This window comes from Ferruginibacter albus, from assembly GCF_020042285.1.
Classification (GTDB): Bacteria; Bacteroidota; Bacteroidia; order Chitinophagales; family Chitinophagaceae; genus Ferruginibacter; species Ferruginibacter albus.
Genome location: NZ_CP083388.1, coordinates 2,135,477 through 2,148,578, shown reverse-complemented (window position 1 = coordinate 2,148,578; position 13,102 = coordinate 2,135,477). Strand labels below are relative to the sequence as shown.

Sequence of the window (13,102 nt, the reverse complement as noted above, 5' to 3'; positions counted from 1 at the left end):
GAAAAATAAAAAACAAAAATAGAAACTAGCAATGTTGTGTATTAAAGATCTGAAAGCTTCGGTAGAAGGAAAAGAAATTTTGAAAGGATTAAACCTGAATGTAAACGCAGGGGAGATACATGCTATTATGGGACCGAATGGTTCCGGTAAAAGCACGCTGGCATCCGTATTGGCAGGTAAAAATGAATATGAGATAACCGGAGGCGAGGTGCTTTTTAATGGAAAAGACCTGTTGGAAATGGCTCCTGAAATACGTGCAAGAGAAGGCGTGTTCCTGGCGTTTCAATATCCCGTTGAGATCCCCGGTGTATCTAATATAAACTTCTTAAAAACTGCATTGGAAGAAATACGGGCATATAGAAACTTACCGCCATTAGAAGCAAAAGATTTTTTAAAGCTGGTGAAAGAAAAGCAAAAGCTGGTAGAGTTTGATGCAAAGCTTACTAACCGTTCTTTAAACGAAGGTTTTTCAGGTGGTGAAAAGAAACGCAACGAAGTATTACAACTCGCAATGTTGGATCCTCAATTGTCAATATTAGATGAAACAGACTCTGGTTTGGATATTGATGCTTTGCGGATCGTAGCAAAAGGAATAAATAAGCTGCGTTCCGATAAAAATGCTTTTATCATTATCACGCATTATCAACGACTGTTGGATTATATCGTTCCTGATTTTGTTCATGTATTATATAATGGACAAATTGTAAAATCCGGTTCTAAAGAACTGGCACTGGAACTGGAAGAAAAAGGTTACGATTGGTTAAAAGAATCTCCTGAAAAAGAATTGGCAAATGGATAATACAGCAATACAAACATCATTATACGGTCAGTTGGTTGAGCATATTGAAGAAAGGTCGCAACAATGGGCTTTAGAAGGAAAATTGGTCTCATCACTTCGTGAAAACGCGTTCACTCAATTTAAAAAATTAGGGTTTCCCACCACTAAAGTAGAGGATTGGAAATTTACCAACGTACATAATTTTTTGAAAGATGAATTTGTTGTAGAAAATTATGATGCAACGGCTATCAATAAAAAAATAATTAAAAATATTTCAGGACTGGATTGTTATACAATTGTTCTGCATAACGGAAAATATATTTCAAAGCTATCGGATGAAATGCCTTCTGTTGTTGCATTGCACCCAATTCACGAGGCTAAGAACTTTGCAGGGTTTAGTGATCATTTTGGTAAGCATATTAATATTACAGACAATCACTTTGCAGCGTTAAATACCAGTTTATATAAGGATGGGCTTTTTATTGAAATAAGAAAAAATGTAATTGTTGATAAACCATTACATTTTGTACATGTATCCTCTTCAGATAAAAATATTTTGATTCATCCGCGTAATTTAATAGTAGTGGATGCCAACGCAGAAGTAAGTATTGTTGAAAGTTATGTTACAGAAGGCGATGGGATTGTTTTTTATAATGCAGTTTCTGAAATAGTAGTGGATGCGAATGCAAAAGTGAATCATTATAATATTCAGACGGGTAATAATAAAGTTAGGTTGGTGCAGCAGGTAGAAGTGAATCAAAAATCTTCTAGCTTATATAATAATTACAAGGCATCGTTTCCCGGTATTGATCTGTTGAGAAATAACACGAACGTTGCTTTGGATGGTAAAAATGTAGAAAGCCACCTGTTTGGTTTATATCTTTCAGGCGGACAGCAATTGGTAGATAATCATACAGTTGTTGATCATCGTGAACCAAATTGTTTCAGTAATGAATTGTATAAAGGAGTGATGAAGGATGAAGCAAAAAGTGTGTTTAACGGTAAAGTATTTGTACGAAAAGATGCACAAAAAACAAATGCCTTTCAGCAGAACAATAATTTGATGCTGAGTAAAAAAGCAGTAGTAGATTCAAAGCCGCAGTTAGAGATCTTTGCGGATGACGTTAAATGTAGTCACGGTTCAACAATCGGGCAATTTGATGAAGATGCACTGTTTTATTTGCGTTCGAGAGGTATTGCGGATAATAAGGCAAGAGCCTTGCTGGTACAGGCTTTTGCATATGACGTAACAGAAAAATTTGCGATTCCCGCCATTCGTGCTCATGTTGATAATTTGATTGAAACAGCTTTAAATGAAGCATAATGTTAGCGCAGGATACTATACTAAAATCAACCTTTGATGTTGCAAAGATCAGGCAGGATTTTCCGATACTAAGCACAAAAGTATTCGGCAAGCCATTGATCTATTTTGATAATGCGGCTTCTTCTCAAAAGCCCTGGAAAGTAATCAAAGCAATTGAAGATTATTACACTTCTCTTAATAGCAATGTACATCGTGGTGTACATTACCTAAGTCAGAAAGCTACTGACGCTTTCGAAGAATCAAGAAAAAAAATAGCTGCATTTATTAATGCTGCGCATGATCATGAAGTGATCTTTACAAGAGGAACAACAGAAAGTATCAATCTTGTTGCATCCTCATTTGGTAAGGCATTTATTCAGCAAGGCGATGAAATTATTATTTCTGCTATGGAGCATCATTCAAACATTGTTCCCTGGCAAATGCTTTGTGAAGAAAAAGGCGCTTCGTTGAAAGTGGCTCCCATCAACGAAAAAGGAGAGTTATTGATGGCTGAATTTAAAGCATTGCTAAACGACAAAGTGAAATTGGTTGCAATAACCTATTGTTCTAATTCATTAGGAACTGTTAATCCTGCAAAAGAAATTATTTCGTGTGCGCATAACCGTAACATTCCTGTTTTATTGGATGCAGCGCAAGCAATACAACATTTGCCAATTGATGTTCAGGAATTGGATGTTGATTTTATGGCTTTTTCCGGACATAAAATGTACGGGCCAACCGGTATTGGGGTTTTATACGGTAAAGAAAAATGGTTGGACAAAATGCCGCCATACCAGGGTGGGGGAGAAATGATAAAGACAGTAACGTTTGAAAAAACTATTTACAATGATCTGCCGTTTAAATTTGAAGCTGGTACGCCTAATATTGAGGCCTCTATCTGTTTAGGTGCTGCAGTTGATTATATAAATGAGATCGGTTTGCAAAATATTCATGAATATGAGCAACAATTATTGCAATACGCAACTGAACAACTGCTGAATATTGAGGGATTAAAAATTGTAGGTATGGCTAACAATAAAGCCAGCCTGGTTTCTTTTACTATAGATAAGCTGCATCCTTATGATGTGGGTGTTATATTGGATAAACAAGGCATAGCTGTTCGTACAGGACATCATTGCACACAACCTTTAATGGATTTTTATTGTATTCCTGGCACAGCACGTGCATCTTTTGCATTTTATAATACTACAGAGGAAATAGATGCGCTGGTGGTTGGTGTTAAAAAAGCAATAGAAATGCTATCATAAAAAGTAAACTTACTCTTCGGCTTCGCTTCAATAGAAGCTTAATAGCAGTACAAATGATGAACGAAATGTGACACAACGATGTTTAATCATGGAACAACTGTTTGTACTAAAAAAATCTCGATAAAATAAATGACCATCAACGAAACACAAGACGAACTGATAAATGATTTTTCTTTTTTGGGAGATTGGATGGAGAAATATGAATACATTATTCAATTAGGAAAAGAATTGCCATTGATCAATGAGCAATATAAAACAGAAGAAAATTTGATAAAAGGATGCCAGTCGAAAGTATGGCTGCATGCAGAGTTTAAAGACGGTAACGTTTTTTTTACGGCAGATAGCGATGCCATTATAACCAAAGGCCTGGTAAGCATGGTCATTAGAGTGCTGTCCGGTCATGCTCCTGCAGAAATTGTACAATCAGACCTATATTTTGTAGATGAAATCGGATTAAAAGAACATCTTTCTGTAACACGTTCCAATGGATTGGTTTCGATGATCAAACAAATGAAACTATATGCATTGGCACTACAATCTAAAACCTAATGGTTGATAAAAAGAAAATAGAAGAAGACATAATTGAAGCGCTTAAAACCGTTTTCGATCCTGAAATACCGGTAAATATTTACGAGTTGGGACTCGTATATTTTATTGATGTTAAAGACAACGGCTATGTAAATGTTGAAATGACATTAACAGCCCCTGCCTGTCCTGTGGCAGGGGATATTATTGCCGAAGTTGATAATAAAGTTCGAAGCGTTCAGGGGGTAAGCGATGCCAATATAATGTTAACATTTGATCCACCTTGGAGTAAAGAAATGATGAGTGAAGAAGCAAAATTGCAACTTGGTTTTCTTTAGCCGGATTAAAAGCCTAATCTTTAAAAAACTCCCCTAATGGTACTTCAAGCGCCTTGCTTATTTTCTGAAGAGTAAGAATAGTAGCATTTGTTTGCCCCGATTCAATACGCGACATACTTGCTTTTTCAAAATTACATTCTGTTGCTAATTCAATCTGAGTCATGTTTTTTTTCTGACGAATCTTTTTGATGTTGCCCCCTAATTTTTGGAGTACTTCTGGTTCGGTAGTCATTGTATTTTCACGTTAAAGTTATAAGTCAAAATTACTTTAAAGCAAAATGGGCAAGGTTGATGTATATCATATTTGCTAATCTTTTAGCATGATATAAATCAAGGACAAATAACAGATATCTATATGATTTCTAATGGCTTGTAGTAAGGTTTCTACTTGTTGCGTTTAAACGCAACAAGTGCTGCAATCGTTCCCGCGGTTTTAGTATTTTTTTAATAAATCTACCTATCCCTTTGGCATATGAATTGCTAATGTGTGGTCGAAAGAAATCAATTTGTTTTTTACCTCGTTATAAACAAGAATAAATGCTTGCTTTGAAAAAGACACATATAGTAACTATTTTTCTCTTTGCATTAGTATTACACATACCATTCGTATTTGCAAAAGCTAAGCCATTTCCTAAGCTGTCTATAAAGGACAGTGATATTTCCGTTCCGGCAACTGCTAATAATGATGCCGTAGCTCATATGCAGAATCTGTATGATTCGCTTAAGCTGAGTTCAATAGGATTAGGAAAAGAGGTGTTTAATTATGCATATAGAGGATTTTCTTACTTAACTGAGATCGGGAAAATAAGTAATGATCATATTCTTACTATTATCGACTTTACAAAATCATCTGCGCAAAAAAGATTGTTTACGATCGATCTTACTAAAATGAAAGTATTATTTAATACATATGTGGCGCATGGACAGAATTCCGGAGAAGCTTTCGCAACTAAATTTTCAAATTTGGATGAAAGTAACAAAAGCAGTTTAGGTTTTTATGAAACTGCTGATACTTACTTAGGCAAACATGGTTGTTCCATGCACCTGGAAGGATTAGAAAAAGGATTTAACGATAATGCTTACGCAAGAGATATAGTAATGCATGGTGCTGATTATGTAAACGAACAATTGATCCGCTCCCGTGGATATATCGGCAGAAGCTTAGGTTGCCCGGCAGTGTCTCCTAAAATGGTGAGACCGATCATCAATAAAATTAAAAATGGCACTTGCCTGTTCATATACGGAAACGATAATAGCTATTTATCTTCTTCCAGGATATTGAAGCAAAGCGGTATGCAGGATATGGCATCTAACCGGTAATGCCAGCACATCTAAAATAATTTGAATCTCCGGTATTACCGGAGATTTTTGTTTTATCAATTCAATTCATAAATATAACTTCGCACAAATTTTAACGATGAACTTAAAAGAGCAATTAAAAGGTACGGGCGTTGCACTGGTAACGCCATTTAAAGAAAATTTTGAGGTTGATTTTGATGCATTGGGAAAGCTCATTGATTTTTGTTTAAGCAATGGGGTAGAATATTTGACTGCTTTAGGTACTACAGCAGAAGCTCCTACTTTAAGCAAGCAGGAAAAAATAGATATCGTAAATTTTGTTTATGACAAGGCAAACGGCAAGCCGGTTGTAGTAGGAATTGGTGGTAACAACACCCGTGAGATCATTCACGAGTTGGAAACATTTCCTTTAGATAAAGCTACTGCTATTTTAAGTGCCAGTCCTTATTATAATAAACCTTCGCAGGAAGGGTTGTATCAGCATTACAAAGCAATTGCTGCTGCCAGTCCTAAACCTGTATTGTTATACAATGTACCGGGGAGAACCGGAAGAAATCTTGAAGCTTCTACTGTTAACCGCCTGGCACATGAAGTGAAAAACATTGGAGGGATTAAAGAAGCCAGTGGTTTGATGGAGCAGTGCATGCACATCATTCGCGACAGTCCTGAAGATTTTTTAATTGTAAGTGGGGATGATCATGTAACGCTTCCATTAATTGCAGCGGGTATGCATGGAGTAATTAGTGTTACTGCTAATTGTTTTCCTAAAGAGTTTTCTGATATGACACGTTATTGCCTTGCCGGCGATTATGCTGCGGCGAGACCTTTGCATTATAAATGCTTGGAAGGGAATGATCTTTTGTTCGAAGAGAACAACCCTTCAGGTGTAAAAGCTTTTTTAGCTGAATTAGGGATTATTAAAAATGTGTTGCGTTTACCATTAGTGCCGTTGAGCCAACCGGTGCATGACAGAGTAAAGAAATACCTGAAAGAAGAATTTAAAAAATAATAAAAAAGGTCAGGTTTTTTTCCTGACCTTTTTTATTACACAATGTTTTTTTGCATTACATAATCATTCATGAAATATCCGTTGCCAATATCAATATCTTCTTCTTTTAGTATTTCAAAGCCGATGCGTTTATAAAAATCTACAGCTTTATTATATCGATTTACATTTAATGTCATTGCCTGGTATCCAAAGGGTTCAATATCGTTAATGATATGACCCAATAACAATTGCCCGATACCGTGTCCTTGCAGATCAGGCATTACATATATTTTTTGAAGATGAATAGTTTTTTTGTTTTTAGAGAAATAGGATGAATATGCAACCGGAATACCATCTTTCAATGCCAAAATAAATTGATGCCCACGTTCCATCTGATTTTTTAATGATTGTTCACTGTAAAACAAATTCATCATATAGGCAATTTGCTCTTCTGTCAATATATCCTTGTAAGTAAGGGGCCAAATAAGATTGGCTAATTGAATAATAATAGGAATGGCAGATACATCTACTTTTTTAATGGTAATCATAGCAGCTATTGGTTATAGGTTATTGAGCGACGATGCGTAGTTCAGGTGCAAAGAAAAGATGGTTTTCTTTGTCTTTGACGACTATATCGAAGAAGTATAATTCTTCTCCGCTATGTAATTCATCCTGAATAGTTTTTATCCAAATGGGGGGAAGTGGCGTAGTTTTAAAACGATCGGCAACCATATCCTTTGCAACAGATGGCTGGCCATTTGCTTCATCTTCTTTTATACCAATCCGTTTATAGGAAAACTGGTACGATACCAATTCGTAACTTGTTTTTTTGCTGTCTGTTATAGAAAGGGAAGATGCAATTAGCTGTTTACAGCTCTCCACAGAAACGCTGACACCGTCACCAGTGATATTACCCAAAGTAGTGCTTACTACAGGGGGCTTATATTTAGCCGTTGATTTTGACGGTGGCTGCGCCAAAGACGCTGTCGATATGAACAGGCTCAGAAAATATACAATATAGCGTTGAGTGTAAAATTTCGGCATCATAATCGTTAACTCAAGATAAAGCAATTTATTGTATAAACCCTTGAAAATATGTTAATTTAACGCTGCCAAACTCTCTTCAATCGTCCTGATCCGGGCTTCTGCATCCGCTTGTTTCTTTTTCTCTAAAGCCACTACTTCGGGCTTGGCATTTTGAACAAAGCGTTCGTTGCTGAGTTTTTTTAATACTGATTCAAGGAACCCTTTTTGATGTGCCAGGTCTTTCAACAAGTCATCTTTTAAAGAAGCGCTATCTAGTTCTTTCTCAGATCCGATGTAAAATTTATCTTTTTCAACAGCCACCACAATAGTATTTGCAATGGTGTCTTCCACAAATGCAACCGATTGTGCATTTACCTGTTTGCTCAATATTTGTTCAATGGCTTTATAGTCATTAGTTGAAGCCGTTTGAATATGTAATTGAATCAGGTCTTTTGGTTTTATCTGGTTTTTATTTCTTGCATCCCGAATAGCAGTGATCACTTTTTTCAGCAGCTCACCCTGTTCTAAAATTTGCAACTTATTATCTGTAATTTGTAATTGTTGCTTAATGGTCAGATCGCTGGTTCTCTCTTTTGCTATATGGTAGATCTCTTCCGTGATAAAAGGCATGAATGGATGTAGTAGCTGCATCAATTCATCGAAGAAGTCAATTGTTTTGTTGTAAACAGATGCTTCTATCGGTTGTTCGAATCCGGGTTTTATCCATTCTAAATACCAGCTACAGAAATCATCCCAAATTAAAGAGTAGATTGTTTTTAATGCTTCACTTAAGCGGAATTGTTTCATTAATTCATCTACTTCTTTTCTTACTTCATTCAAACGATTCTCAAACCATTCAATAGCAAAATTGTCTGTTGCCTCACGTTTATTATCTACAGCTTTCCGCCCTTCCCACATTTTTACCAACTTCAGCGCATTCCATAATTTATTATTGAAATTTCTTCCTTGTTCCAACGTTCCTTCGTCAAATAATAGATCGTTGCCGGCAGGTGAGGAGATCATAATTCCAAAGCGAACTGCATCAGCGCCGTATTTATCGATTAATCCCAGCAAGTCCGGAGAATTTCCTAAGCTCTTGCTCATTTTTCTTCCGAGCTTATCCCGTACAATTCCGGTAAAATAAACTTCACTGAAAGGTTTTTCATCCATCCATTCAAAACCTGCCATTATCATACGAGCCACCCAAAAGAAAATAATTTCAGGAGCTGTAACCAATGTGTTGGTAGGGTAATAATATTTTATTTCTGCATTGCCAGGCTTACTTAATCCTTTAAATACTTCAAACGGCCACAACCAGGAAGAGAACCAGGTGTCCAACACATCTTCATCCTGTTTTAATTGAGCATTGGATATTGAATATTGTTTATTGAATATTTCTTTTGCTTCAGATTCATTAGCAGCAACAACAAATCTTCCTTCTGCATCATACCACGCCGGTATTCTGTGACCCCACCACAACTGGCGACTGATGCACCAGTCTTTAATATTTTCCATCCAGTAACGGTAAAGATTTTTGAATTTTGGAGGATAAAATTTTATAGCATCTTCTACAACAGACTTTAATGCAGGCTCACTCATCTTTTTCATGCTTACCCACCATTGCAGGCTCAATCGAGGCTCAACAACAGCATCGGTACGTTCACTAAAGCCAACCTGGTTGGTATAGTCTTCTGCTTTTTCTAAATAACCTTCTTCTTCCAATTGTTTTGCAATTTTTTTGCGAACATCCATTCTGTCCTCGCCAATATATAGTTGCGCATCATTGTTCAATGTTCCGTCATCGTTCATAATGTCGATGACTTCAAGATTATGTTTCTTAGCTAAATTATAATCGTTGATATCATGCGCCGGCGTAACTTTTAAAGCGCCGGTACCAAAATCCATTGTAATGTATTCATCCGCGATAATTGGTATGCGGCGATTAATTAGGGGAATCAATGCGTACTTGCCGTGTAAATGCAGGTAACGTTCATCGTTAGGATGCACGCAAATAGCAGTATCACCCAAAATCGTTTCCGGACGAACAGTAGCAATGGTTATATGCGTTGCATCAAATTGTGCATCTCTTGTGTTGCCTTCATCGATGTAGTATTTTATATAGTAAAGTTTACTCTGTACTTCTTTATGAATCACTTCTTCATCACTCAATGCAGTTTTGGCTTTTACATCCCAATTGATCATTCGTTTACCACGATATATAAGTCCTTTATTATGCAGATCGATAAATACTTTTATTACCGATTGGTAATAATCATCATCCATTGTAAAGTTTACACGATTCCAGTCAAGGCTGCATCCCAACTTTTTTAATTGTTGCAGAATGATGCCGCCGTATTTTTCTTTCCATTCCCACGCATAAGCTAAAAATTCATCCCGACTTAAGGTGGATTTATTGATGCCGCGTTCACGCAGCATCTGTACCACTTTAGCTTCAGTAGCAATAGAAGCATGATCGGTACCCGGTACCCAACAGGCGTTTTTGCCTTGCATTCTTGCACGGCGTATAAGAATATCCTGGATCGTGTTATTCAAGCAATGCCCCATGTGCAGCACACCGGTTACATTAGGTGGCGGCATCACGATCGTATATGGTTCCCTGTTATCAGGAGTGCTGTTGAAATATTTTTTATCCAGCCAGTGTTCATACCATTTGGCTTCAATTTCGTTGGGGATATAATTTTTACTCAGTTCCAAGCTATATCTATTGAATATTGATTAGTTAATAAAATTGTCGGCAAATTTACAAATAGAAAAATAAACACCTTAAACGTACATAAAACAGCTAATAAATGGTGTTTGGTTTAGTCTCCGGGACGAACTCCTTTTGTGACGCCATATTCAATCCCAACTTTTTTAAACAGATCATAGATCATGCTTAATTTTTCGTCACATATTTCACCCAAAGAAATATTTTCATCACTTTTACTTACTTCCTGGCATTCAAAACATATCTCGATAATACCAACTACTTTATTATTGTTTAAAAATAATATTGCATTTCGGGGATTGTAGCAGCCTCTTTCTGATGTGAAGGCAAGTGTTCCTTTGTAGCCATGATCATAAAGTATATCAGTTAGTTTATCTACTTGTTGATAAGTAAGTGTCTTAACTTCCGTAAGCCTGGAATATAGAAGAGAGTCATTGATCGAAATTGCTGTATCTTTTTTAATAATTTCATTGTCTACTATAAAAATACCTTGAGGAAAAGAAACGAATTGTATCTGTGTTGATATATTAAACGGATAATTTTTTAATCGATCGCTAAAGCTTTTATACTTTTTTTTAATGCAGCTGCTATTGTCTGCCACAGTTTGCGTTGTAACAGGTGATGGAAGCTTGGTCTTCTTGCTTTTTTGACCGAAAACAAAAGACACAATAAAAAAATATAAAATAGAAATAAAAAGCTTTTTCATATTAATAAAACTATGGAGTTAAGATATTGAATTTTAAATAAACCCGGCAATAAGTCTTGTTTAACAAAACTCGTAGTAAAGCATAATTATAAAGGCGTTTTAATAATTACATTTGTTGTATAAAAATAATTGATCTTGTATAGCGAACAACAAAGTCTCAGGTTACAAAAAATAATTACAGCAATAGGTGTTCTGTTGTTTTTAGTAAAGATGTGGGCATGGTATGCAACCAAATCGGTTGCAATATTAACTGATGCATTAGAAAGTATTGTGAATGTTGTAGCTGGATTAGTTGGCGTTTATAGCCTGTATATAAGTGCTAAGCCAAAAGACACAGATCATCCTTACGGACATGGTAAAATAGAGTTTTTATCAGCAGCAATAGAAGGTACGTTGATTATTGTTGCCGGGATATTAGCAATATACAAAGCGGGTAGAAGTATTATTTTCCCCGAACCAATAGAGCAATTAGATTTTGGAATGATCTTAATTGCGGCTACTGGTGCTGTTAATTACTTGCTGGGTTATTTATGTGTACAAACCGGCAAAAAAAATCATTCCGTTGCTTTAGTAGCAAGCGGCAAGCATTTAAAAACAGATACGTATACAACAATAGGAATTATTGCCGGATTAGTACTGTTGTACTTTTTTAAATATCGTTGGATCGATAGTGCTGTTGCAATAGTATTTGCAATAATAATTTTGGTGACGGGGTATAAAATTATCCGCAGTTCCATTGCCGGTATAATGGATGAAGCCGATACCAAGTTGTTGAATAAAATGGTAGCTGTTCTAAATGCCAATCGCCGGGAGAATTGGATAGATCTGCATAATCTTCGCATAATTAAATATGGCGGCAAGCTACATCTGGACTGTCACTTAACAGTTCCCTGGTACCTGAATGTTTGGGAAGCGCATGCGGAGATAGATGCTTTGTCAGCGTTGGTTAAAAAAGAATTTGATAGTTCTCTAGAACTTTTTGTGCATTCAGATCCTTGTGTTGAGTTTGGCTGCAGAATATGCACTAAAGATGATTGCAAAGTTCGTCAGCATCCATTTGAAAGAAAAATTATCTGGACAATCGAGAATATTTCAAGAGATAATAAGCATCATCTATAGAATTATTTTGCAGAAATATTATTTTCTTCCAATATTTTATTAAATACATCTTCCTTATTTTGTTCTTTCATTTTCTTATAGATGTATTGAATGTTTTTTTCTGCATCCACCCGGTAAGGAGAATTCATTTTTATATATAAATTGTAGGCAATGCACATGTTTCTTAATCCTTTTTCCAGGTCGTTTTTACGGTAAGTATAAACCCTGCCAATACCAAAATAAGTTTCCGGATCATTGGGATAAGCTGCAATAAAACTTTGATAGGCGTCTAATTCTTTGTCATACTCCTTCTTAAAATCGTACACAATAGGAATGTTTTGTAAAGGCAAAGCCCCTGTTGGGTCTATCGCTAAAGATCTCTGGTATGCTTCCAATGCTTTGTCATAATCATCAGTTTGCCTGTAGCAAACACCTAGGTTATCCCAGGCAAATGCAAATTGAGGGTCTATTTCAACTGCTTTTTTAAAATAGGGAAGTGCGTCTTTATAATTTTCTTTATCAAAGAGTTTTATTCCGAGATCGTATTGGTCTATTGCCTCAGGGTTTTTCGAGACGGAACCTTCCTTAATCTTATTTTGCGAAGCCAGCGCAAGCTTTAATGAACTGCAGCTGTCTCTTAACCATTTTTCCAATTGATAATAGTATTTTTTGTTAGCTGCGGAATTAGGATTTTCATCAACATTGATATTAATATTTTTATTACCACTTTTTAAACCACCAAACAGTTGTACCTGCATGGCGTACATGGTAACCTCTTTTTTGATACACTCGCTAATATCTGCCGCTACCTGTTTACTGTCTTTATCTGCAAGAGAAATGGAATCAATGCATTTACAAGCTGCTTTACCGGAAGATCGTAAAAATATAGAGGAATCGAATTGCTCCATAATAGCCTTTTGTTCTTCGGGTGTAGCAACTCTTGAGTCTCTATCAGATTGGGCATAAGTAAAACAAATAAAAATAAAAGATAGTGAGAAGGAGAGAAGATGCTTCTTCATAAGGGAAATATTAAAGGTTGTTAAGT

At 36.1% G+C, this 13,102-nt stretch carries 14 protein-coding genes; 8 read left to right on the top strand and 6 right to left on the bottom strand.

Annotated elements, in window-relative coordinates:
* The first annotated feature begins 31 nt into the window (after positions 1-31).
* From sufC to K9M53_RS09390, 5 genes are all read left to right on the top strand, one after another.
* Positions 32-799 carry a Fe-S cluster assembly ATPase SufC gene (gene sufC, locus K9M53_RS09410; RefSeq protein WP_224014154.1) on the top strand — a complete coding sequence of 256 codons (768 nt, stop codon included), beginning with the start codon at positions 32-34 and terminating at the stop codon, positions 797-799.
* Positions 792-2,102: a Fe-S cluster assembly protein SufD gene (gene sufD, locus K9M53_RS09405; protein WP_224014152.1), complete on the top strand. Its 1,311-nt coding sequence runs from the start codon at positions 792-794 to the stop codon at positions 2,100-2,102. Before sufC ends, sufD begins: the two co-directional genes overlap by 8 nt.
* The gene (locus tag K9M53_RS09400) at positions 2,102-3,349 is read left to right on the top strand and encodes an aminotransferase class V-fold PLP-dependent enzyme (protein ID WP_224014150.1); all 1,248 of its coding nucleotides are present in this window, start codon (positions 2,102-2,104) and stop codon (positions 3,347-3,349) included. The genes sufD and K9M53_RS09400 overlap by 1 nt, the downstream gene beginning before the upstream one ends.
* Positions 3,350-3,478: 129 nt before the next feature.
* Positions 3,479-3,898 (top strand): SufE family protein, encoded by a 420-nt coding sequence (locus K9M53_RS09395; RefSeq protein WP_224014147.1) that lies wholly within the window; start codon positions 3,479-3,481, stop codon positions 3,896-3,898.
* The gene (locus K9M53_RS09390) at positions 3,898-4,212 is read left to right on the top strand and encodes an SUF system Fe-S cluster assembly protein (protein ID WP_224014144.1); all 315 of its coding nucleotides are present in this window, start codon (positions 3,898-3,900) and stop codon (positions 4,210-4,212) included. The genes K9M53_RS09395 and K9M53_RS09390 overlap by 1 nt, the downstream gene beginning before the upstream one ends.
* A 13-nt stretch (positions 4,213-4,225) precedes the next feature.
* On the opposite strand, the gene K9M53_RS09385 is transcribed toward K9M53_RS09390, so the two are convergent.
* Positions 4,226-4,444, bottom strand: a complete 219-nt coding sequence (locus tag K9M53_RS09385; RefSeq protein WP_224014142.1) for a helix-turn-helix domain-containing protein — start codon at positions 4,442-4,444, stop codon at positions 4,226-4,228.
* A 314-nt stretch (positions 4,445-4,758) separates the two neighbouring features.
* On the opposite strand from K9M53_RS09385, the gene K9M53_RS09380 reads away from it, so the two are divergent.
* Together K9M53_RS09380 and dapA are read left to right on the top strand one after the other, a co-directional pair.
* Entirely contained in the window at positions 4,759-5,532 is a 774-nt protein-coding gene (locus tag K9M53_RS09380; RefSeq protein WP_224014141.1) for a murein L,D-transpeptidase catalytic domain family protein, read from the top strand.
* A 97-nt stretch (positions 5,533-5,629) separates the two neighbouring features.
* Complete coding sequence (gene dapA, locus K9M53_RS09375; protein ID WP_224014138.1) at positions 5,630-6,520, top strand: 4-hydroxy-tetrahydrodipicolinate synthase; 891 nt, start codon at positions 5,630-5,632, stop codon at positions 6,518-6,520.
* Between the two features lie 35 nt (positions 6,521-6,555).
* Here dapA and K9M53_RS09370 read toward each other — a convergent pair whose 3' ends face one another.
* The 4 genes from K9M53_RS09370 to K9M53_RS09355 form a co-directional block, all read right to left on the bottom strand.
* Positions 6,556-7,047: a GNAT family N-acetyltransferase gene (locus tag K9M53_RS09370; protein WP_224014136.1), complete on the bottom strand. Its 492-nt coding sequence runs from the start codon at positions 7,045-7,047 to the stop codon at positions 6,556-6,558.
* 19 nt (positions 7,048-7,066) lie between these two features.
* Positions 7,067-7,477, bottom strand: coding sequence for a hypothetical protein (locus K9M53_RS09365; RefSeq protein WP_224014134.1), 411 nt, complete (start codon positions 7,475-7,477; stop codon positions 7,067-7,069).
* A 120-nt stretch (positions 7,478-7,597) separates the two neighbouring features.
* Positions 7,598-10,240 carry a valine--tRNA ligase gene (locus K9M53_RS09360; protein WP_224014132.1) on the bottom strand — a complete coding sequence of 881 codons (2,643 nt, stop codon included), beginning with the start codon at positions 10,238-10,240 and terminating at the stop codon, positions 7,598-7,600.
* A gap of 107 nt (positions 10,241-10,347) precedes the next feature.
* Positions 10,348-10,959, bottom strand: coding sequence for a hypothetical protein (locus K9M53_RS09355; RefSeq protein ID WP_224014130.1), 612 nt, complete (start codon positions 10,957-10,959; stop codon positions 10,348-10,350).
* Positions 10,960-11,094: 135 nt separating this feature from the next.
* On the opposite strand from K9M53_RS09355, the gene K9M53_RS09350 reads away from it, so the two are divergent.
* Positions 11,095-12,078 carry a cation diffusion facilitator family transporter gene (locus tag K9M53_RS09350; RefSeq protein WP_224014128.1) on the top strand — a complete coding sequence of 328 codons (984 nt, stop codon included), beginning with the start codon at positions 11,095-11,097 and terminating at the stop codon, positions 12,076-12,078.
* Between the two features lie 2 nt (positions 12,079-12,080).
* On the opposite strand, the gene K9M53_RS09345 is transcribed toward K9M53_RS09350, so the two are convergent.
* Positions 12,081-13,076, bottom strand: a complete 996-nt coding sequence (locus K9M53_RS09345; protein WP_224014126.1) for a tetratricopeptide repeat protein — start codon at positions 13,074-13,076, stop codon at positions 12,081-12,083.
* Positions 13,077-13,102: the final 26 nt, after the last annotated feature.